At 69.9% G+C, this 19416-nt stretch carries 19 protein-coding genes, 1 other RNA gene, 1 pseudogene and 1 riboswitch; of the genes and pseudogenes, 6 read left to right on the top strand and 15 right to left on the bottom strand.

Annotated features, from left to right (window positions below):
- Genes ASE35_RS10555 through mraZ form a run of 4 tightly spaced genes read right to left on the bottom strand, consistent with a single transcriptional unit; the run spans position 1 to position 3750 of the window.
- Positions 1-1965: a penicillin-binding transpeptidase domain-containing protein gene (locus ASE35_RS10555; protein WP_082611225.1), complete on the bottom strand. Its 1965-nt coding sequence runs from the start codon at positions 1963-1965 to the stop codon at positions 1-3.
- Positions 1962-2225, bottom strand: coding sequence for a cell division protein FtsL (gene ftsL, locus ASE35_RS10550; RefSeq protein WP_056179165.1), 264 nt, complete (start codon positions 2223-2225; stop codon positions 1962-1964). The genes ASE35_RS10555 and ftsL overlap by 4 nt, the downstream gene beginning before the upstream one ends.
- Positions 2222-3292: a 16S rRNA (cytosine(1402)-N(4))-methyltransferase RsmH gene (gene rsmH, locus ASE35_RS10545; protein WP_057163805.1), complete on the bottom strand. Its 1071-nt coding sequence runs from the start codon at positions 3290-3292 to the stop codon at positions 2222-2224. The genes ftsL and rsmH overlap by 4 nt, the downstream gene beginning before the upstream one ends.
- 11 nt (positions 3293-3303) lie before the next feature.
- A complete protein-coding gene (gene mraZ, locus ASE35_RS10540; RefSeq protein ID WP_057160503.1) occupies positions 3304-3750 on the bottom strand; it encodes a division/cell wall cluster transcriptional repressor MraZ in 447 nt (148 codons plus the stop codon).
- A 509-nt stretch (positions 3751-4259) separates the two neighbouring features.
- Here mraZ and ASE35_RS10535 point away from each other — a divergent pair.
- Positions 4260-4748 carry a hypothetical protein gene (locus ASE35_RS10535; RefSeq protein ID WP_057160501.1) on the top strand — a complete coding sequence of 163 codons (489 nt, stop codon included), beginning with the start codon at positions 4260-4262 and terminating at the stop codon, positions 4746-4748.
- Between the two features lie 770 nt (positions 4749-5518).
- On the opposite strand, the gene rnpB is transcribed toward ASE35_RS10535, so the two are convergent.
- Positions 5519-5879: RNase P RNA component class A (gene rnpB / locus ASE35_RS12540), an RNA gene on the bottom strand.
- A gap of 101 nt (positions 5880-5980) precedes the next feature.
- Between rnpB and ASE35_RS10530 the strand changes: the two genes are divergently transcribed.
- Positions 5981-6322 carry a hypothetical protein gene (locus tag ASE35_RS10530; protein ID WP_057163804.1) on the top strand — a complete coding sequence of 114 codons (342 nt, stop codon included), beginning with the start codon at positions 5981-5983 and terminating at the stop codon, positions 6320-6322.
- 119 nt (positions 6323-6441) lie between these two features.
- Here the strand turns inward: ASE35_RS10530 and rsmI are convergent, their stop codons facing one another.
- The gene (rsmI, locus tag ASE35_RS10525) at positions 6442-7266 is read right to left on the bottom strand and encodes a 16S rRNA (cytidine(1402)-2'-O)-methyltransferase (RefSeq protein WP_057160497.1); all 825 of its coding nucleotides are present in this window, start codon (positions 7264-7266) and stop codon (positions 6442-6444) included.
- A gap of 239 nt (positions 7267-7505) precedes the next feature.
- Between rsmI and ASE35_RS10520 the strand changes: the two are divergent.
- From ASE35_RS10520 to ASE35_RS10505, 4 genes and pseudogenes are all read left to right on the top strand, one after another.
- A pseudogene (locus ASE35_RS10520) lies at positions 7506-8774 on the top strand (penicillin-binding protein activator); the annotation flags it as partial.
- A gap of 10 nt (positions 8775-8784) precedes the next feature.
- Complete coding sequence (locus ASE35_RS10515; protein ID WP_056179147.1) at positions 8785-9177, top strand: YraN family protein; 393 nt, start codon at positions 8785-8787, stop codon at positions 9175-9177.
- A 6-nt stretch (positions 9178-9183) separates the two neighbouring features.
- The gene (locus ASE35_RS10510; protein ID WP_057160495.1) at positions 9184-9720 is read left to right on the top strand and encodes a metal-dependent hydrolase; all 537 of its coding nucleotides are present in this window, start codon (positions 9184-9186) and stop codon (positions 9718-9720) included.
- Positions 9717-11099 (top strand): FAD-linked oxidase C-terminal domain-containing protein, encoded by a 1383-nt coding sequence (locus ASE35_RS10505; RefSeq protein WP_057160494.1) that lies wholly within the window; start codon positions 9717-9719, stop codon positions 11097-11099. Before ASE35_RS10510 ends, ASE35_RS10505 begins: the two co-directional genes overlap by 4 nt.
- A gap of 514 nt (positions 11100-11613) precedes the next feature.
- On the opposite strand, the gene thiL is transcribed toward ASE35_RS10505, so the two are convergent.
- The 9 genes from thiL to ASE35_RS10460 all read right to left on the bottom strand — a co-directional run bounded on the left by thiL (position 11614) and on the right by ASE35_RS10460 (position 19410).
- Positions 11614-12561, bottom strand: coding sequence for a thiamine-phosphate kinase (gene thiL, locus ASE35_RS10500; RefSeq protein WP_057163803.1), 948 nt, complete (start codon positions 12559-12561; stop codon positions 11614-11616).
- Positions 12562-12576: 15 nt separating this feature from the next.
- Positions 12577-13038, bottom strand: coding sequence for a transcription antitermination factor NusB (gene nusB / locus ASE35_RS10495; protein WP_057163802.1), 462 nt, complete (start codon positions 13036-13038; stop codon positions 12577-12579).
- Positions 13035-13532: a 6,7-dimethyl-8-ribityllumazine synthase gene (ribH, locus tag ASE35_RS10490; protein ID WP_056179129.1), complete on the bottom strand. Its 498-nt coding sequence runs from the start codon at positions 13530-13532 to the stop codon at positions 13035-13037. The genes nusB and ribH overlap by 4 nt, the downstream gene beginning before the upstream one ends.
- A 126-nt stretch (positions 13533-13658) precedes the next feature.
- A complete protein-coding gene (gene ribB, locus ASE35_RS10485) occupies positions 13659-14789 on the bottom strand; it encodes a 3,4-dihydroxy-2-butanone-4-phosphate synthase (protein WP_056179126.1) in 1131 nt (376 codons plus the stop codon).
- Positions 14786-15394: a riboflavin synthase gene (locus ASE35_RS10480; RefSeq protein WP_057163801.1), complete on the bottom strand. Its 609-nt coding sequence runs from the start codon at positions 15392-15394 to the stop codon at positions 14786-14788. Before ASE35_RS10480 ends, ribB begins: the two co-directional genes overlap by 4 nt.
- Before the next feature lie 131 nt (positions 15395-15525).
- Positions 15526-15683, bottom strand: a riboswitch (FMN riboswitch).
- 192 nt (positions 15684-15875) lie between these two features.
- Positions 15876-16637 carry a class I SAM-dependent methyltransferase gene (locus ASE35_RS10475; RefSeq protein ID WP_057163800.1) on the bottom strand — a complete coding sequence of 254 codons (762 nt, stop codon included), beginning with the start codon at positions 16635-16637 and terminating at the stop codon, positions 15876-15878.
- 10 nt (positions 16638-16647) lie between these two features.
- Positions 16648-17748, bottom strand: coding sequence for a bifunctional diaminohydroxyphosphoribosylaminopyrimidine deaminase/5-amino-6-(5-phosphoribosylamino)uracil reductase RibD (gene ribD, locus ASE35_RS10470; protein WP_057163799.1), 1101 nt, complete (start codon positions 17746-17748; stop codon positions 16648-16650).
- Positions 17745-18542, bottom strand: a complete 798-nt coding sequence (locus ASE35_RS10465) for a hypothetical protein (RefSeq protein WP_057163798.1) — start codon at positions 18540-18542, stop codon at positions 17745-17747. Before ASE35_RS10465 ends, ribD begins: the two co-directional genes overlap by 4 nt.
- Before the next feature lie 31 nt (positions 18543-18573).
- Positions 18574-19410: a hypothetical protein gene (locus tag ASE35_RS10460; RefSeq protein ID WP_157489406.1), complete on the bottom strand. Its 837-nt coding sequence runs from the start codon at positions 19408-19410 to the stop codon at positions 18574-18576.
- Positions 19411-19416 lie beyond the last annotated feature (6 nt).

Raw genomic sequence — 19416 nt, 5'->3', positions numbered from 1 at the left:
TCATCGCCCGGCTCCGAGCGGCGCGACCGCGCCCGCCGCCACCGGCGGCAGATCGGCGGGCAATTCTTCGATGTTCTCGCTCACGCTTTCGGCGTCGATCGGCAGCACCGGGCCGCTGGGCTTGCCGCCGTTGGCCTTGAGCCGCTTGGCTTCGGCTGCCGACTGCGCAGCCAGCCAGGTGTCGATGTCGTCGGGCGCCACGTCCATCAGGCGCAGGGCGCCGTCCATGACGTTGCGGAACACCGGGCCGGACACCGAGCCGCCGTAATAGCCGCGCATCGACGGATCCGGCTCGCTGATGACCACGGTCATGGCGAAACGCGGACGCTTGACCGGCACCACGCCGGCGAACAGCGAGATGTACTTGTTGGAATAACCGCCGGTGCCGCTGAATTTGCGCGCGGTGCCGGTCTTGCCGGCGACGTGGTAGCCCAGGATCGCCGCGGCCTTGGCGGTGCCGCCGGGCTCGGTCACGGTCTGCATCATGCGCATGACCTCAGCCGAGACCTTCGGATCCATCGCCTGCTGCGGCTCGTTGCGCTGGCCGCGCACGAAGGTCGGCGCGATCAGCTTGCCGCCGTTGGCCATCGCTGCGTAGGCCATCGCGATCTGCAGAGGCGTCGCCGACAGGCCGTAGCCGTAGGACATGGTCGCCTTGGTGGTGCCGCTCCAGCGGTCCGGCGGCATCAGCACGCCAGAGGATTCGCCCGGGAAGCCGCTTTCGGGCTTGCGGCCGTAACCGAAGCCCTTCACGAACTGATAGTAGTAGTCGTTCGGCAACGGCAGCGCGAGCTTGGCGGCGCCGACGTTGGAGCTCTTGGTGATCACGCCGGTAACCGTCAGCACGCCGTAGTTGTGCGTGTCGTTGATGCGGTAACGGCCGTTGGGCATCGAGCCCGGGCGGGTATCGACGATGGTGTTGGGGGTGACCCGGCCCGACTGCAGGGCCGCCGCGATGGTGATCGGCTTCATGGTCGAACCCGGTTCGACCACGTCGGTGACCGCGCGGTTGCGATGGGTGTCGGGGTTGCCGGAACCGAGCAGGTTCGGGTTGTAGGTCGGCAGGTTGGCCATCGCCAAGACCTCGCCGGTGTCGACGTCCAGCACCACCGCCGAACCGCTGCTGGCGCCGGTCTCGAGCAGGGCGCGGCGCAGTTCGCGGTAGGTCAGGTACTGGATGCGACGGTCGATGGTCAGGGTCAGGTCGTGGCCGGGCTCGGCCGACTTGACCAGATCGACGTTCTCGATGATGCGGCCGGCGCCGTCGCGGATCACGCGCTTGGCGCCCGGCTTGCCGCGCAACCAGTCGTCGAAGGCCAGCTCCAGCCCTTCCTGGCCGCGGTCGTCGATATTGGTGAAGCCCAGCACGTGCGCCATCGCTTCGCCCTGCGGGTAGAAGCGACGGAACTCGCGCTGCGAGAACACGCCCGGGATCTTGCGCGCGAGGATGCGGTGGGCCTCGTCCGGATTGATCCGGCGCTTGAGGTACAAGAACTCCTTGCCCGAACGCTGGCTGAGCTTGCGGGTCAGGTAATCGGTGGGCACGCCCAGCGCCGCCGCCAGCTCCGGCAGGCGCGCCGGGTTCTTCAACAGTTCCTTGGGATTGCCCCAGATCGACTCGACCGGCGTCGACACCGCCAGCGGCTCGCCGTTGCGGTCGGTGATCATGCCGCGCGAGGTCGGGATCGGAATCTCGCGTAGCGCGCGCGCGTCGCCCTGCTGGCGGTAGAAATCGTTGCCGATCACCTGCAGATAGAACGCGCGCCCGACCAGCGCCAGCGCGCACAGGCCCAGAGTGCCGCCGACGATCAGCAGGCGATTGCGCAGGTCGAAGCGCGCGCGCCCGCGCGGCTTGCCCGCGCCGCGATCCGAAGGGCCGCGCGAATACGGGCCCTGGCGCTTGCCGCGCTCGCCCAGCAGGCGGTCCAGCGGGCCGCTGCGGTGGTCGTCGCGCCGGCCGCTCATGGCTTGATCACCACGGTTTCGACGCCTTCCGGGAACTTCATGCCCAGGCGATCGCGCGCGACCTGATCGATGCGATTGCTCTCGGCCCAGGTCGCCTGCTCCAGCTGCAGGCGGCCGAATTCGATGTTGAGCTCGTCGCGCTCGCGGTCGAGCTTGTTGATCTGGACGAAGTACTGGCGGTGCTGATGGCGCGCATAGACCACGGCCAGGGCCGAGGCCACGTTGGCCACCACCAGCACGGTCACGAGCAGGCGCATCACTGGGCGCCTCCCGCCGGTGGCGCCGGGAGTCGGGAATCGGGAATCGGGAATCGGACAAGCAAGGCCCCGGGCACATCGTCAGCGGCTTGGGCTTTCGCCGTGCCGATTCCCGATTCCCGATTCCCGATTTCCCGCTCTCCCAGCTTCTCGGCCACGCGCAGCACCGCGCTGCGCGCGCGCGGGTTGTCGGCGGTTTCTTCGTCCAGCGCCTTCTGGGCGCCGCCAACCGCCAGCAGGGTCGGCGTGAACGCGATCTCGATCGGCATGCGCCGGTTGGCCGGCGGGGCCTTGCTGTGGCGCAGGATGAACTGCTTGACGATGCGGTCCTCCAGCGAATGGAAGCTGATCACCGCCAGGCGGCCGCCGGGCTTGAGCCGCGCCAACGCGCCGTCCAACCCGGTCTCCAGATCGGCCAGCTCGCGATTGATGTGGATGCGGATGGCCTGGAAGCTACGCGTGGCCGGATGGATCTTGTCGCCGCCGCGCGGCACCACCGAGGCGATCAGGTCGGCCAGCTGGGCGGTGCGGGTCAGCGGCTGCTCGCCGCGACGGGCGACGATCGCGCGCGCGATGCGCCGGCTCTGGCGCTCTTCGCCGTAGGTCCACAGCACATCGGCGATCTCGCGATCGTCCGCGCGCGCCAGCCACTGGGCCGCGCTCTCACCGCTGTCGGGGTCCATGCGCATGTCCAGCGGACCGTCCTTGCCGAAGCTGAAACCGCGCTCGGCCACGTCCAACTGCGGCGAGGACACGCCCAGGTCCAGCAGCACGCCGTCCAGACCGGACTCGGCCGCATCCCAATGCGCGAGCTGGGCGAAGCTGCCGCGGAAGATCGCCACGCGCGGATCGGCGCCGAACTCGCGTTCGGCGACGGCGATCGCTTCGGGATCCTTGTCCATCAGCAGCAGCCGGCCTCCGGCGCCGAGTTGATCGAGTACGCCGCGCGCATGACCGCCACGGCCGAACGTGCCATCCAGGTACGTCCCACTCCCGTCGATGCGCAAGCCGTCCAGGACCTGCCGATACATCACGGGGAGGTGGCCGGACCGCGCACCCGGGCGCTCCATGCCACCGCCCGTCACAGCTGCAGGTCGAGCAGCTCGTCGCTCAGATCGTCGTCGGTAATGGTCTGACGGATCTGGGCGTGATGCGCCTGCTCGCTCCACAACTCGAATTTGTCGCCCATGCCCAGCAGCACGGCCTTCTTCTCTATGCCCACGGCGGCGCGATGGCTGGCCGGCACGGTGATGCGGCCGTTGCCGTCGAGCTCGACAAAGGAGGCCGCGCCGACCAGCTTGAGCTGGATGTTGCGGTTGACCTTCTTGGCCTTGGGCAGGGCGTTGACCTGGTCGCGCACGCGCTCCCAGATCGCCAGCGGATAGAGATAGAGGCTGCCGGCCTCGAACGGGTTGTAGGTGATGACCAGACGGTTGCCGCAATCGCGCGCGACAAGGTCCCGGTAAGCGGTGGGCACCGCTAGCCGGCCCTTGTCGTCGATCGTGATGGCGGTTTCGCCCTGGAACATTGCCCACCTTGTGCGGCGCCCCTCTCTACCGGATGGGTCGCCTGGTTAGGTCCGCCTCGCGACGGATCACCTGCGTACTGGCCGCCAACCGGCGGCCAAGGCCTCCGAAAAAACCACAAAAAACCCGGTTTTCCCTCGGATGCCCACCTTAGCACTGCGCACAAGGTTGTCAACAACTTTTGAGACGGAATTTCGCTAGGCGCATCAATGGCTTGCGGCAATCTTCAGAGTTTTATTCAAGACTTATCCACTAACCTTTGTTTCGTCTCATATTTTGAGATTCTGGCGATTAGTTTGACCGCCGTCGCAATCTGCGGCCGCCCGGCAGCCAGCCTGCTGCGCCGCAACACTCAAATTGGGACGATGAGCCGGGCGATCCGGGGCCGACCTGCCAACGCCAGCGCGCCGCGCCAGAATCCTGATTAGGGGCACGCGGCCACGCCCGCGACAATCTCGGGGCGCGCTACTAAGCTCACGGCGCTGTCGGCGCAGGTGCTGGGGATCGCTACATGAAATGGATGCTGCTTCTGATCGTCTTATGCGCGAGCCTCGGCGTCGGTCACGCCCGCCCACCGAAGCCCGCGCCGGCCGAGGCCGCGAAGCGCTACTTCACCCTGGAGCAGGACGTCGTCGCCCAGGACTACTTCACCGACAAAGGGCAGCCGTCCAACATCACGCTGGGCGCATGCACCTACCGCGTCGCGCACCGGGATTCGTCCGGCGATTATTTCATCGGCCCCGAGGGTTGCTTCCGGCTGGTCAACTTCCTCGGCGACGGACAAGTCATCCAGACGCAGGGCGGCGTGTGGGTGCCCAACAATCCGAACAAGAAGCCGCGACTGTTCCGGTACGTGGGTGCGCCGGGCAACGCCGACAGGCGCGCCGTTGGCCCGATCATCTACGCAATGATGTCGCTGGAGGCCGGGAGGATTAAGAAGGAACCCGGAACCCTCAAGGACTCGGCCATCGCGCAGTTGCACGTCCGCGAGGACGAATAAGGCAAGCGCAGCTCATTGCCGCCTACGGCGTCGCGGCTCGATAGCAAGGGGCTGTTCTGGGACAACCAGGCCTTCATGAAGCAGATCGGTTTGGCGAAGTAATCCGCATGCCGATTTTTCGCTGCGCATGCGCGAAACAAAGAGCGCGCGAAACGAGAATTTCGGCGCGAACCCGATGCCCCGCGTGCCCTCACCCCAACCCTCTCCCGTAAACGGGAGAGGGAGCAAAATCGCAAGCCATAAAACGTACAAATGCCCCCGCCATCGCCACAACGTGGAGAGCCCCCTTAGTATGGGGGCGCGGCGACAGCCGCGGGGATTGGAGGCACATAGCGGGGCCCGAACTTGCGCAGCAAGTTTGGGATTTCGTGCGCAGCACGAAATGCTCCCCCCATAGTAAGGGGGCGCCGCGAAGCGGCAGGGATCGGAAGCACATAGCGGGGCCCGAGCTTGCGCAGCAAGTTTGGGATTTCGTGCGCAGCACGAAATACATCGCGGCTCACGCCGCTCCCACAGGAAGCGACCACAGCGACGCCGCTCGATATGGAGAGCCCCCTTAGTAAGGGGGCGCGGCGACAGCCGCGGGGATTGGAGGCACATAGCGGGGCCCGAACTTGCGCAGCAAGTTAGGGATTTCGTGCGCAGCACGAAATGCCCCCCTTAGTAAGGGGGCGCCGCGAAGCGGCGGGGATTGGAAGAAGAGGCCTGGGGCCCAAAGTTTTCTACGAAAACTTTGGGGCTTTTTTAGACGCCACTGGCGTCTAAAAAAGCGGCGGAGCCGGCCATAAGCCGGGTTCTGTCGTGAGCAGTCATTCCTCTAGGCGCAACGTCGCCGTTACGCTCAAGCAGCCTACCCGGAGACACCGCGGGCCGCGGCATAGTCTCCCTATTTGGCCTTGCTCCCGGTGGGGTTTGCCGTGCCGGTCCGTTACCGGACTCGCGGTGCGCTCTTACCGCACCGTTTCACCCTTACCACGCGCGTCTTGCGACGCCGTTCGGCGGTTTGCTCTCTGTTGCACTTTCCGTCGGCTCGCGCCGCCCAGGCGTTACCTGGCACCGTGCCCTGTGGAGCCCGGACTTTCCTCGGCACCCGATCTTGCGATCCGATGACGCGACTGCCTGGCCGACTCCGCCGCGCGTATTGTCGCACGTGGGACGCCGCGCCGACGCGGCGGGGCTAAATTGGCGAAAACGCACAAAGCGCGCGCTCAGGTAAGGATCGGCTGGAACCCATGCATAGCGACGACCCGGAAGACCATTACCCGCTGTATCCGTTGGGCATGTTGCGCCGTCACGGCCTGATCGGCGCCCAGGACCTGGCCCAGCGCCTGCCCGACTGGACCGAACAGCGTTTGCGTGACGCCTTCTGGCCGGCGTATCGCTCGATCCGCGAAACCGAAACCGACCTGGAGCAGATGTACGGTATCGACGGCGGCGAGCGGGTGATCCTGCTCAACGGCCTGCCGATCTTCGTGTCCGAAGACATCTGGAGCTTCCAGGTACTAGCCGGCCCGCAACTGATGGGTCGATTGGTCGCCGCGCTGCTGCACCCGCGCCCGACGCAAGCGGATTAGCCGCCCGCGAAAGCGAACAAGCCTTCGCTGCGGCCAGCATCGGCGCAACTCGTCGGCAGCTCGAATGCAAGGTCGCGCCGCATACAGGGCGCGGTACTGCGAGACCGCCCGCCGATCGCTCAATCGCCGCCGTATAGCATCTTGCGCGATGCTCCGCTGAGCTCTGCCGCCACTTTGGCGGCCTGCGACGGCTTCAAGTATTCGGTCAGCTTCGCATACAGCCGCCGCCCTTCGACGATCTGCGCATCGGCGTCTTCGCCAGCGCCTTCGATCATCACCACGAACTCGCCCTTGCGCTGGTTCGGATCGGCGGCGACGCGTTCGCGCAATTGCGCCAGGCTGCCGTCGAGCACGGTCTCGAACAGTTTGGTCAGCTCGCGCGCGAGCACCGCCGGGCGCTCGTCGCCGAACGCGGCGGCCATGTCGGCCAAGGCTTCTTCGATGCGATGCGCGGATTCGTAGAACAGCAAGGTGCGCGGTTCGGCCGCCAGCCGGCTCAGGCGCTCGCGGCGCGCGGACGCCTTGGCCGGCAGGAAGCCTTCGAACGCGAACCGGTCCGAGGCCAACCCGGCCACGCTGAGCGCGGCGATCGCGGCGCAGGCGCCGGGCACCGGCGAGACCCGGATGCCGGCCGCGCGCGCGGCGCGCACCAGGCGGAAACCGGGATCGCTGACCAGGGGCGTGCCGGCGTCGGACACCAGCGCCAGCGAGTCGCCGGCCTGCAGGCGCGCGATCAGTTGCGCGGCCTGGGCGTCCTCGTTGTGCTGGTGCAGGGCCAGCAGCGGCCGCTCCAGGCCGAAGTGGGACAGCAGCTGACGGGTGTGGCGGGTGTCCTCGGCGCAGATCGCGGCCACTCCGCGCAGGGTCTCCAGCGCGCGCGGCGACAGGTCGCCTAGGTTGCCGATCGGGGTCGCAACGATGTGAAGGGTGCCGGGGCTGTGCATCGTGCTTCCGTGTCGGGGCCGGGTAGAATCCTAACCGGTCCCCCAAGGAACGCCGCGTCGCGGCGGGAAGCAAGCCGATGCGCCTTCAGCTCGAGATCGCAGGATCCCCCCTCACGCCTACCGCTGCCGGCCGGGTCGGCTGGCGCGGCGCGCGGTTCGCCTTGGCCGCTCTGGCGCTGGGCCTCGCGCTGGCGGGCTGCGGCACGGTAGCCACCCAAACGGGCCCGGCGCCGGCGCGGACCGCCGGCCATCCGTTGGTGATGCAGGCCGCCGAGCTGGCGCGCAACGGCGCCGCCCTCAGCGGCGCGGCGCGCAGCGAGAACGACAGCCAGATCGAGCGCCTGCTCAATCAGCTCGACAACGACAGCCTGGCCCGCGAAGCCGCGGCGCTGCCGGCCGGCGACCCGCTCTACAACTACGCAGGCCGTGCCCTGCTGCGCCGCGGCCTGCCGCTGCCGCGCCCGTTCGACCGCAATTTGCGCCTCGATCCCAGCCGCCCGCCGGCCGACAGCGATGGCTACCGCCCGCCGAACAAGATCGCGGTGCTGCTGCCGCTGTCCGGCGGCCTGGCCACCGCCGCCTCGCCGGTGCGCGACGGCTTCCTCGCCGGCTACTACGGCGAGAACCGCCGACGTCCGGACGTGGTGTTCTACGACACCCTCGGCACCGCCGGCGGCACCTTGGCCGCCTACGACAAGGCCGCCGCCGAGGGCAACGATTTCGTGGTCGGCCCGCTCGGCCGCGACGAGGTCAGCGCGCTGTTCGGTAAGGGCGCGCTGCCTTTGCCGGTGCTCGCGCTCAACCGCGGTAGCGTCGCGCCGCCGTCCGGCAATGCCAGCTTCTCGCTGTCGCCGGAAGACGAAGGCATCGCGGCGGCCGACTACCTGCTCGGCCGCGGTGCGCGCCGCGTGCTGGTGGTCGGCGGCGGCGACGACGGTCAGAACCGCGCGGTGGCCGCGCTGCGCGCACGCCTGAACGAGCGCGGCGCCGCGATCAGCGACGTGGTCGGCGAAGGCACCGCCGACTTCGCACCGTTCGCCAATAAAGAAGGCGGCGTCGATGCGATCTTCCTTGCGGTCAAGGGCGCCTCGGCGCGCACGCTGATGCCCAAGCTGGCCCTGGCCGGCCTGGGCGGCAAGCCGCGCGTGGCGACCTCCTATGTGCTGTCGGGCACCGGCAAGCCGGAACAGGACCGCGTGCTCGACGGCATCGTGTTCCCCTCCGAAGCCTGGACCACCCGCGGCGTGCGCGGCCTGCCGGCGGCGGCGTCCGCCGGCCAGACCCTGCCGACCGCGCGCGGGCCGGCCGCGCGCCTGTTCGCGTTCGGCTACGACGCCTGGCTGTTGTCGGCCTATCTGGAACGCATGGCGACCGCCACCGACGGTCAGATCACCGGCGCCACCGGCACCCTGCGCATCGACGGCTTCGGCAACGTGATGCGCACGCCGGCGTGGTCGACCTTCAGCAGCGGCGTCGCGGTTTCGCTGAGCGACGTGGCGCGCCAGTAAGCCAGCCCGCATGGCCGCGCCGACGGACCGACGCAGCCGCGGCGCGGCGGTCGAGGCCGCCGCGCGCGCGTACTTGCTGGAACAGGGCCTGCGCGATATCGCCGCCAACGCCAGCTTCCGGTTCGGCGAGCTGGACCTGGTGATGCTGGACCCTGCCGCGCGCGAGGACTGCGTGGTGTTCGTCGAGGTGCGTTACCGCCGCAGCGCGGCCTTCGGCGGCGGCGCGGCCTCGGTCGATATCGGCAAACGCCGGCGCCTGGTCCAGGCCGCGCAGGCCTTCCTCGTCGCGCACCGCGCCTACCGCAACGCGCCCTGCCGCTTCGACGTGATCGAAGCCGACGGCGATCCCACCGCCCCGCGCCTGCACTGGCTGCGCGACGCCTTCCGCGCCGACGAGATCTGACACCGCATGCCCACCGTCATCAGCCATGCCGTGGTACCGCTAGCGCTGGGCTGGGCCCTGGGCCCGCGCCGGGTCGACCGGCGTTTGCTGGTGGCCGGTGCGATCGCGGCGATGCTGCCCGACGCCGACGTGGTCGCGTTCAAGCTGGGCATCGCCTACGCCGACGATTTCGGCCATCGCGGCGCCAGCCACTCCTTCGCGTTCGCCGCCGCCGTCGGCGCGCTGGGCGCGCTCGTTAGCCGCTGGCTGCGCAGTCCGCCGCTGTGGGCGGCGCTGTGGCTGGCGCTGTGCGTGGCTTCGCATCCCTTGCTGGACGCGTTCACCGACGGCGGGCTCGGCGTCGCCCTATGGTGGCCGTGGTCGGATGCGCGCCTCTTCGCGCCGTGGCGGCCGATCGAGGTCTCGCCGATCGGCGCCGGTTTCTTCAGTCTGCGCGGTGTGCATGTGCTGTGGTCGGAGATCCAATGGGTGTGGCTGCCGACCCTGCTGCTGGCGGCGCCGCTGGCCTGGCTGGCGCGCCGGAACGCGGGTACGCGCCCATGAGCGCGCTGCCGGTCGAGCTGGCGCGCACGCTGGCCGAGCTGCTCGGCGACGGCTGGCTCACCGACCCCGGCGAGCGACTGGCCTACGCCTACGACAATTCGCGCCGCGAGGCGCTGCCCGACGCGGTCGCGCTGCCGCGCACGCGCGAGCAGGTGCAGGCGCTGGTACGCGCTTGTCGCGCGCACCGCGTGCCGGTGGTCGCGCGCGGGCGCGGCACCAATACCACCGGCGCCTCGGTGCCGGTCGCGGCGGGCGTGGTGGTCTCGTTCGAGCGCATGAACCGCATCCTCGCGATCCGCCCCGGCGACCGCTGCGCGGTGGTCGAACCCGGCGTGCTCAACGGCGAGCTGCAAACCGCGCTCAAGCCGCACGGCCTGTTCTGGCCGCCGGATCCGACCAGCGCCGCCTTCAGCACCGTCGGCGGCAATCTGGCCTGCAACGCGGGCGGCCCGCGCGCGGTCAAATACGGCGCCAGTCGCGACAACGTGCTCGCGATCACCGCGGTCACCGGCGCGGGCGACCTCATCGTCTGCGGCACCGCGACCACCAAGGGTTCGACCGGCTACGACCTGCATCGCTTGTTGGTCGGCAGCGAGGGCACACTGGCGCTGATCGTCGAGGCCAGCCTGCGGCTCACGCCGTCGGCGCCGCAGCGGCGCGCGCTGCGCGCGATCTACCGCGACGTTTCGTCGGCGGCGCTGGCGGTGGCGCGCCTGATGGCGCAGCCGGTGACGCCCTCGATGCTGGAGTTCATGGACGGCGACGCCTTGCGCCTCGCGCGCGACGTCGGTGGCGCGGATCTGCCGCACGAGGCCGGCGCGCTGCTGATGGTCGAGGCCGACGGCGATGCGGACACCTTGCCGCAGGCGATCGAAGCGCTGAAACGCGCGGCCGCCGGCGAAGGCCTGCTGGCGCTGGACGACGCGGCCGACGAGGCCGCGCGCGAAAAGCTCTGGGCCGCGCGCAAGGCGCTGTCGCCGGCGCTGCGCACGCTGGCGCCGGGCAAGATCAACGAAGACGTGGTGGTGCCGGTCTCGCGCATACCGGAACTGGTCGATGGCGTGCAGGCCTTGGCGCGCGAGTTCGCTCTGCCCATCGTCTGCTTCGGCCATGCCGGCAACGGCAATCTGCACGTGAACCTGCTCTACGACCCCGCCGATGCCGACCAAAGCGCGCGCGCTAACGCGGCGATGGCGCGGGTGTTCGGCCTGGCGCTGGCCTTGGGCGGCACGCTCTCGGGCGAGCACGGCATCGGCCTGGCCAAGCGCGACTTCATGACGCAGGCGATCGACGCACCGACCTTGGCGCTGATGCGCCAGATCAAGGCGGTGTTCGATCCGCAGGGGATACTCAATCCGGGGAAGTTGTTGCCGGATTAAGGGGGCGTTGGAGCGCCGCTCGTAGCGAGCGTATCGGACCGTGCGCGACTGATCTTCATCGCGCAAAAGCAAATCCCCCTCAATCCCCCTTTTTCAAAGGGGGAGGAAGAGCGACGGCCTCGCGGTTGCCAGAGCCGTAGGATGCGGTGAGCCGCAGGCGAACCGCATCGTCGCGCAAGCGCGCGCAGGTGCGTTGCGACGATGCGCGATGGGAACCTCGACCGCCTACGCGGCGAAGTGCTCGTACCCCGTGCGCGCGTCCTACCAAGGCGAACCATCGGCATCGATTGAGGGTTCGGTGGAGCCGCTCGTAGCGAGCGTATCGGACCGTGCGCGACTGATTTTCATCGCGCGAAAGCAAATCCCCCTCAATCCCCCTTTTTCAAAGGGGGAGGAAGAGCGACGGCATCGCGGTTGCCAGAGCCGTAGGATGCGGTGAGCCGCAGGCGAACCGCATCGTCGCGCAAGCGCGCGCAGGCGCGTTGCGACGATGCGCGATGCGAACCTCGACCGCCTACGCGGCAAAGTGGTCGTACCCCGTGCGCGCGTTCTGCCAAGGCGAACCCTCGGCATCGAACGCCGACACGCCCGTGCCCGCCACCACGCGGCCGATCGCGGTAACCGCCACGCCGGCGTCGGTCGCGTCGCGCAGGATCGCCTCGCGCGCGCCCTGCGGCGCGGTGAAGCACAGCTCGTAATCGTCGCCGCCTGTGGCCTGCAGCCGATACCGCGTCGCGTCGTCGAAGCACGCGCGCAAGGCTTCCGTAGCGGGCAGCGCAGGCAGATCGACTTGCGCCCCCACACCGCTGGCCGCGCACACATGCCCCAGATCGGCCAACAAACCGTCCGACACGTCGATGCCCGCGTGCGCATGCCGCAACGCGGGCAGTAAGGCCAAGCGCGGCGTCGGCCGGTTCAGGCGCTCGCGCAGGAAGGCGTCCATCGCCGCGCCCGCGCGCCACTGCGCCAGAGCGCCCGCGGCATCGCCCAGGCTGCCGCTGACCCATACCGTGTCGCCCACGCGCGCGCCATCGCGGCGCAGCGCGCGGCCCGGTTCGACCAGCCCGTGCACGGTCACGCACACCGACAACGGGCCGCGGGTGGTGTCGCCGCCTACCAGGGCCACACGGTGCTGCGCGGCCAGGCCGAGAAAACCGTCGAGGAACCCGTCCAACCAGCCCGCGTCGGCCTGCGGCAGGGACAGCGACAAGGTGCACCAGGCCGGCTCGGCCGCCATCGCGGCCAGGTCCGACAGATTCACGGCCAAGGCTTTCCAGCCGATATCGGCCGGCGCGGTCTCGTCGGGGAAATGCACGCCGCTGTTGAGCGTGTCCATCGCCACCACCACCTCGCGCCCGGCCGGCACGCGCAGCACCGCCGCATCGTCGCCGATGCCGAGCACGACGTCGTCGCGCGCGGCCACGCGCTGGCGGATGCGCGCGATCAGGTCGAATTCGGCCATCGCGGCAGGTCGCGCTTATTTGGTGCGCGGCGCCTGCGTTTCCACCGGGCGCCAATCGGCGGCGGCATGATCGAGCACGCCGTTGACGTAGGTGTGCCCGTGCTCGGCACCGAAACGCTTCACGGTTTCGATGGCCTCGTTGAGGACCACGCGATACGGCACGTCCGGGCGGCGGCGCAGCTCGTAGGCGGCGATGCGCAGCACCGCGCGCTCGATCGGATCGACCTGCTCGATGTCGCGGTCCAGGAACGGCGCCAGCGCGACGTCCAGTTCTTCCTGGTACTTGTCGACGCCGCGCACCAGATCCTCGAAATACATCAGGTCGGCGACTTCGTGGGCCTGTTCGTGCGCGAACTGGGCGATCACGTCCTCGACGCGCGCGCCCGACAACTGCCAGGCGTAGACCGCCTGCAGCGCGCGGCGGCGTGCGCGCGAACGCGCGACCGGATCGATGCCATCGTGGCGGCGGCGGTTCATCGGCTGTGCTCCTGTGATGCTTGCTCGAACGGCGCCTGCGCGAGCAGGTGGGCCATCTCCAATGCGGCCAATGCGCACTCCTCGCCCTTGTTGCCGTGGCTGCCGCCAGCGCGGGCCTCGGCGTCTTCGTGACGCTCCACCGCCAGCACGCCGTTGGCGATCGGCAGGCCGTAGTCCAGCGATACCCGCATCAGGCCTTCGGAACAACCGTCGGCGACCTGTTCGTAGTGGCGGGTATCGCCGCGCACCACGCAGCCCAGCGCGACCACCGCGGCGTGCGAACCGGCGCGGGCCAGTCGCGCGGCCACCACCGGCAGTTCCCAGGCGCCCGGCACGCGGATCACGTCGATCGCGTCCTCGGCGACGCCGTGTTCGGCGAAGGTACGGCGCGCGCCGGCGACCAGCGTATCGGTGATGCGCGGGTTCCAGCGGCTGGCGATGACGGCGTAGCGCGCGCCTTCGGGGCTGCGCAGATCGCCTTCGTAATGGGACATGGGGGAACCGTCTGGACGAAAGGGGTAGTTTAGCGGCTGGGGCGGCCAGTGCCGACGAATCGGCGGCCGCGACCGCCGCGGTGCGCGCACGCGACCGCGAACGGACGCATGCGCGGGCGCCGCGGCTCAGCCCAGCGCGGCCGGATCGACGTATTCGACGACCTCCAGCCCGAAGCCGGCCAGGCCGACCTGGCGCCGGGGCGTGCCGAGCACGCGCAGACGGGCCAGGCCGAGATCGGCCAGGATCTGGCCGCCGGCGCCGTTGCGGCGCCATTCGGCCAGGGTATGGCCCTGGCTGGGCGCGACGACCGGTTCGGCCTCGTGCGCGGCCGGCTGCTCGCGCACCCGCGCCAGCAGCGCATCGGCGCCGGAGGCGTCGCCCAGCAGCACCAGCGCGCCGCGCTCCTCGCGCGCGATCGCGGCCAGCACGTCGCCGACCGCGGGGCCGAAGTCGGCGCGGCGCCAGTGCAGCGCATCGGCCAGCGGGTTCTGCACGTGCACGCGCACCAGGGTCGGCAGGGTCGGATCGGGCTGGCCGCGCAGCATCGCGAAATGCAGCGCATGGCTGAGGCGGTCGCGGTAGCTGATCAAACGGAACGGACCGTATTCGGTCTCGATCTCGCGCTCGTCGACGCGCTCGACGGTGTGCTCGGTGGCCAGGCGGTAGCGGATCAGCTCCTCGATCGAACCGATCTTGAGCCCGTGCTCGGCCGCGAACGCCTCCAACTGCGGCCGCCGCGCCATGCTGCCGTCGGGGTTGAGGATCTCCACCAGCACGCCGGCCGGCTCCAGACCCGCGAGCATGGCCAGGTCGCTGGCGGCTTCGGTATGGCCGGCGCGATTGAGCACGCCGCCGGGCTGCGACATCAGCGGGAAGATGTGGCCGGGCTGGGCGAGGTCGGCGGGCTTGGCGTCCGGACGCACCGCGGTGCGCACGGTGTGGGCGCGGTCGTAGGCGGAAATGCCGGTGGTGACGCCCTCGGCGGCCTCGATGCTGACGGTGAAGTTGGTGTGGTGCGAGGAGGTGTTGTCGCGCACCATCGGGCCCAGGCCCAGTTGCAGGCAGCGCTCGCGCATCAGCGACAGGCAGACCAGGCCGCGCGCGTGGGTGACCATGAAGTTGATGTCGGACGGACGCACCAGTTCGGCGGCCATGATCAGGTCGCCTTCGTTCTCGCGGTCCTCGTCGTCGACGATCACCACCATGCGGCCGTTACGGATCTCTTCCAACAGTTCGGGAATGCTGGCGAAACTCATGCGCCGGTCTCCTGTGCGTGGCCCAGCAGGCGCTCGACGTAACGGGCGACCAGGTCGATTTCCAGATTCACCGCATCGCCGACCGCGGTCTGCGCGAACGCGGTGTGGGCGACGGTGTGCGGGATCAACGCGACCTCGAAGCCCTGCGCATCGGTTTCGTTGACGGTGAGGCTGACGCCGTCGACGCAGATCGAGCCCTTCTTGGCGATGTAGCGCGTGAGCGCGGCGGGCGCGGCGAAACGCCAGCGCTGCGCGCGCGCGTCCTCGCGCACGTCGAGCACGCGGCCGACGCCGTCGACGTGACCGCTGACCAAGTGTCCGCCGAGGCGATCGCTGGGCCGCATCGCACGTTCCAGATTGAGGATGGCGTTGTCGCGCAGGCCGCCCAGGGTGGTCAGGGCCAGGGTTTCGGTGGAGGCGTCGGCGTCGAACCAGTCGCTGCCGAACGCAATCACGGTCAGGCACACGCCGTTGACCGCGATGCTTTCGCCCAGCTTGGGTTCGGCGAAGTCGAGGCTGCCGGTGGCGACGCGCAGGCGCACGTCTCCGCCCAGGCTTTGGCGATCGGCGAGCACACCGACACCTTCGATGATGCCGGTGAACATCAGCGCGTCTCCTGGACAGCGAGCGCGCGGCGGCTAAGGTGGAGCTTGGACATGAAACGTTTCCCGCATGATGGTGAGCGAAAAACGCCTCAAGGCACGAGGCAAGCGCACGGCGACGCGCGCCATGCGAAAGCCGTCTTCTTTCATCCGGACTGTGACCGTCGGCTCCGGCATCCGACCGGATCTGCTGACCCTCCGGCGTGGCCGGAGGCGCTCGCGGGCTCGCGCGGGGAGCTTAGGCCCCGCGCCTACCGCCGGTGGGGAATCGCACCCCGCCCTGAAGACGTTACGTAAGTAGTAGTGCCGGAAACCGGCGCGGGCATTCTAGCACCGGGGGTGGGGATGGCCGGCCGGATGCAGTGTTCTGGGGGTGGTGGGGGTTCGCGGCCTAAAGCAAATCCCCCTCAATCCCCCTTTTTCAAAGGGGGAAGACAAGCGCTGTTCCCCCCTTTGAAAAAGGGGGGCTAGGGGGGATTTGCTGTCAAGCCTTGCGCCGCAAATGCAAAAACAGCGGCCACTGCAGCGTGCGCAGGTCGCCCGCATCGCCCCAGGCCGCCGCCAGCGCCGGCGCATGCCGCGCGACCGGGTCGTCGCCGCCGTCGGCGCGGCAGCGCGCGGTCGCCGACATGCTGCCCAGATAACCTAGGAAACGTGCCAGCGACCATTCGGCCTCCAGCCACAGGCTGGGCGCGGGCAGCGCGGGGAACGGCCAGTCGTAACCGGCATAGGCGGCGTCGACCTGGGCGCGCTCCGGCGGCCAGTAGGCCTCGATCTGGGCGCGGAACGCCGCGACCGGCTCCAGCATGCCTTCCGGGGCCAGGAAGTCGCCGTAGCCCCAGGCCGCAAGCACGCCGCCGGGCGCGAGCACGCGCTCGCATTCGCGGAAGAAGGCCGCGCGGTCGAACCAATGCAGGGCCTGGGCGACCGCGACCAACTGCACGCTCGCGTCGGCCAGCACGGTGCGTTCGCCGGGCTCGACCGCTAGCTCGACGCGCGCGTCGCCGGTCTGGGCCCAGTGCTGGGCGATCTGCTGCGCGCTGGGATCGCTGGCGTGGACCCAGGCGAAACGCGCCGCCAGGCCGCGCGTGGCCTGGCCGCTGCCGCAGCCCGGCTCCCACACCCGCGCGGTCGCCGGCGCCACGCCGCTCAGCACGTCGAACAAGGCATCGGGGTACTCGGGTCGCGCCGCCGCGTAGGCGCCGGCGATCGCCGAGAAATGGTCTTTGAAGTCGGTGCCGCTCATGACCGCGCCCTCAGCCCGTAGTCTCCGGCCGCAGCAACAGGCGCACGTCCTCGCCGATGCGGCGCGATTCGACGATGTGCAAACGCAGCTTCTGGGTCATGGCCTCGATGTCCAGGCCGTCGAACAAGGGCCGCGCGTTCTGGCCCAGCAACACCGGCGCCACGTACAACAGCACTTCGTCGACCAGGCCGGCGGCGAGGAAGGCGCCGGCCAGGGTCGCGCCGGCTTCGAGCTGGATTTCGTTGACGCCGCGCTCGGCCAGCAGGCGCAGCACCGCGTCCAGATCGAAACGGCCTTCGCGCACCGCGACCGCGGCGTGCTGGGCGCTGAGCTCGCGCGGCGGCTTGGCGTCGGGCGCGTGCAGGTACAAGGTGGGCGCATCGCCCTCGCGCACGCGCCCGCGCGCGACCGTGGCCAGGCCCGGATCCAGCACCACCCGCAGCGGCGCCACGAACGCGGTGTCGTCGCCCAGGCGCACGGTCAGCGAGGGATCGTCGGCCAGCACGGTGCCGGCGCCGGTGACGATCGCGCCCGCGCGCGCGCGCCAGCGCTGCACGTCCAGGCGCGAGGCGTCGCCGCTGATCCATTTCGATTCGCCGTTGGCCAGCGCGCTGCGGCCGTCGATGCTGGTCGCCAGCTTGACCCGCAACCACGGCCGGCCGCGCTCGATACGCGACAGGAAACCGCGATTGAGCGCGCGCGCCTGCGTCTCCATCAGCCCGCTGGCCACCTCGATGCCGGCCGCCTGCAGTTGGGCGAAGCCGGCGCCGTCGACCTGCGGGAAGGGATCGCGCATCGCCGCGACCACGCGCGCGACGCCGGCCGCGATCAGGGCTTGGCTGCAAGGGCCGGTGCGACCGGTGTGCGCGCAGGGTTCGAGGGTGACGTAGGCGGTGGCGCCGCGCGCGCGTTCGCCGGCCGCGTTCAAGGCGTGCACTTCGGCGTGCGCCTCGCCCGCGCGCTGGTGCCAGCCCTCGCCCACCACCTCGTCGCCGTGCGCGATCACGCAACCGACCATGGGATTGGGCTTGGTGGTGTAGGCGCCGCGCTCGGCCAGGCGCAGCGCGCGGGCCATGTGGAGGTGATCGGAGGCGGTGAAGGAGGTCGTCATGGGGCGCGCTTGAAATGGGTGGCGTCGGGAAAGTCGGAGATCAGGCTGCGGTCCGCCTGCACGGTCAGGGTCATCGCGCCGCCCTCGCTGGCGCCGATGGCGTTGGCGTCGAACTCGATCAGGTACAACAGCTTGGTCGCATCGTCCACGTTCAGCCAGCGTGGACGGTCGGGCTGTTCGGGGAAGCGTACGCCGACGGCTTTCACCGCGGCATCGGCCGGCAAGGCCGCGAACTCGAACTCCCCGTCGCCGCCCTCCTTCGAGGTCTGCTCGATCACCCGACCGTCGGCCAGACGCAGCATCGCCTTGGCCTGGCCCACCGCCAGACCGATACGCGGCTCGTACACCTTGACCCAAACGGCCTCGCCAGCGCGACGCGGCCGGTGCGCCCACCAGGTGCCGATCGGCAACAGTCCCGCGTCCACCGCCTGCTGCAGGGTTTCGATGCCGTCGCCGCGCACTTTGTTCAGATCGGCCTCGGTCAGGGGCGGCGGTAGCGCGCGCTTGATTCCGTCCTCGCTGTCGAGCATGCGCTCCACCAGCACCAGCGTGCCGTCGCTGCGCTGCCAGCAGCCGGTCACGTCCATGCCCGGCATCGGCAACTCGCGCAGGCGGAAGCTGCCGTCCGCGTTCAACTGCAGACTCGGCGCCGCTTTCGTCGCGCTCGCCGCATAACGCCCCGCGAGCGCCGCGTCGCCCGCCGCGCAGGCCGCGGCCGCAGGTAGCGCGAGCATCCAGGCGCACACCAGCACGATCGCGCCGGCGGCGCGCGGGTAGGATCGATGGCGCGTCATGCGGTGGAGATTCCCTCGGCGTAGCTCGCGCTCATGGCATGCGTTTGAAATGGATGCGGTCGGGCGTATCCGCGCGCAGGCTGCCGTCGGCTTGGACGGTCAGCGTCAAGGGGCCGCCCGGAAGAGCGCCAACGGCCAGCGCATCGAAATCGATCAGGTACAAGCGCTTGGTCGAATCGGTCGTCGTCAGCCAGCGCATGCGCTCGGGCGGGTACGAAAAACGTACGCCGATGGCGGTCACCACGGCGTCGGCGGGCAAGGACGCGAGCTCGTACTCGCCGTCGCCCGTCCCCGCGCTGGCGTCGAGTTCCTGGCCGCCGGCCAGACGCAGCACGACCTTGGCCTCGCCCGCGGCGATGCCCACCTTGGAGTCGAACAGCTTCACCCGCACCGGCTCGCCGGGCTTACGCACCTGGTGCGCCCACACGCGTCCGGCCGGCAGCAAACCGGCGTCCACCGCCTGCGCGATCGTCTCGATGCCGTCGCCGCGCACCGGGTCCAGATCGGCCTGGGTCAGCGGATCGGGCAGGACGCGCCGGATGCCCTCGCCGCCGGTATCCGCGCCCGGCGCGAAGATCACGCGGTCGCCGTCGCGCGACCAGCAGCCGGTCACCTCGGGTGTCGGCGCCGCCGCCGGCAGGTCGTAGATTCGGAAGCGGCCGTCCTGGTGCAAGCTCAGGCTCACCGGCGCTTCGGCCACCGAGGCGTAGCGCGCCGCCAGCGCGGGGTCGGCGGGCTTGCAGGCCGCCACCGCGGAGGCGGCCGGGATCAGGCAGGCGACCAGGGTGCACAGGCGCGCGCAACGGGGCAAGCGCGCAAAACGCGCGCAAGGTTCGGCGCGGTGTCGCGCGGGGATCTCGGGATTCACGTCGTG

Source organism: Lysobacter sp. Root916 (assembly GCF_001429785.1).
GTDB lineage: Bacteria > Pseudomonadota > Gammaproteobacteria > Xanthomonadales > Xanthomonadaceae > Lysobacter.
This window is presented reverse-complemented; position numbering and strand designations above follow the sequence as displayed.

Excerpts from the sequence above, each read along its gene's own strand:
- ASE35_RS10555 (WP_082611225.1), bottom strand. The coding sequence starts at position 1,965 with ATGAGCGGCCGGCGCGACGACCACCGCAGCGGCCCGCTGGACCGCCTG.
- rsmH (WP_057163805.1), bottom strand. The coding sequence starts at position 3,292 with ATGGAGCGCCCGGGTGCGCGGTCCGGCCACCTCCCCGTGATGTATCGG.
- mraZ (WP_057160503.1), bottom strand. The coding sequence starts at position 3,750 with ATGTTCCAGGGCGAAACCGCCATCACGATCGACGACAAGGGCCGGCTA.
- ASE35_RS10535 (WP_057160501.1), top strand. The coding sequence starts at position 4,260 with ATGAAATGGATGCTGCTTCTGATCGTCTTATGCGCGAGCCTCGGCGTC.
- ASE35_RS10530 (WP_057163804.1), top strand. The coding sequence starts at position 5,981 with ATGCATAGCGACGACCCGGAAGACCATTACCCGCTGTATCCGTTGGGC.
- rsmI (WP_057160497.1), bottom strand. The coding sequence starts at position 7,266 with ATGCACAGCCCCGGCACCCTTCACATCGTTGCGACCCCGATCGGCAAC.
- ASE35_RS10515 (WP_056179147.1), top strand. The coding sequence starts at position 8,785 with ATGGCCGCGCCGACGGACCGACGCAGCCGCGGCGCGGCGGTCGAGGCC.
- ASE35_RS10510 (WP_057160495.1), top strand. The coding sequence starts at position 9,184 with ATGCCCACCGTCATCAGCCATGCCGTGGTACCGCTAGCGCTGGGCTGG.
- ASE35_RS10505 (WP_057160494.1), top strand. The coding sequence starts at position 9,717 with ATGAGCGCGCTGCCGGTCGAGCTGGCGCGCACGCTGGCCGAGCTGCTC.
- thiL (WP_057163803.1), bottom strand. The coding sequence starts at position 12,561 with ATGGCCGAATTCGACCTGATCGCGCGCATCCGCCAGCGCGTGGCCGCG.
- nusB (WP_057163802.1), bottom strand. The coding sequence starts at position 13,038 with ATGAACCGCCGCCGCCACGATGGCATCGATCCGGTCGCGCGTTCGCGC.
- ribH (WP_056179129.1), bottom strand. The coding sequence starts at position 13,532 with ATGTCCCATTACGAAGGCGATCTGCGCAGCCCCGAAGGCGCGCGCTAC.
- ribB (WP_056179126.1), bottom strand. The coding sequence starts at position 14,789 with ATGAGTTTCGCCAGCATTCCCGAACTGTTGGAAGAGATCCGTAACGGC.
- ASE35_RS10480 (WP_057163801.1), bottom strand. The coding sequence starts at position 15,394 with ATGTTCACCGGCATCATCGAAGGTGTCGGTGTGCTCGCCGATCGCCAA.
- ASE35_RS10475 (WP_057163800.1), bottom strand. The coding sequence starts at position 16,637 with ATGAGCGGCACCGACTTCAAAGACCATTTCTCGGCGATCGCCGGCGCC.
- ribD (WP_057163799.1), bottom strand. The coding sequence starts at position 17,748 with ATGACGACCTCCTTCACCGCCTCCGATCACCTCCACATGGCCCGCGCG.
- ASE35_RS10465 (WP_057163798.1), bottom strand. The coding sequence starts at position 18,542 with ATGACGCGCCATCGATCCTACCCGCGCGCCGCCGGCGCGATCGTGCTG.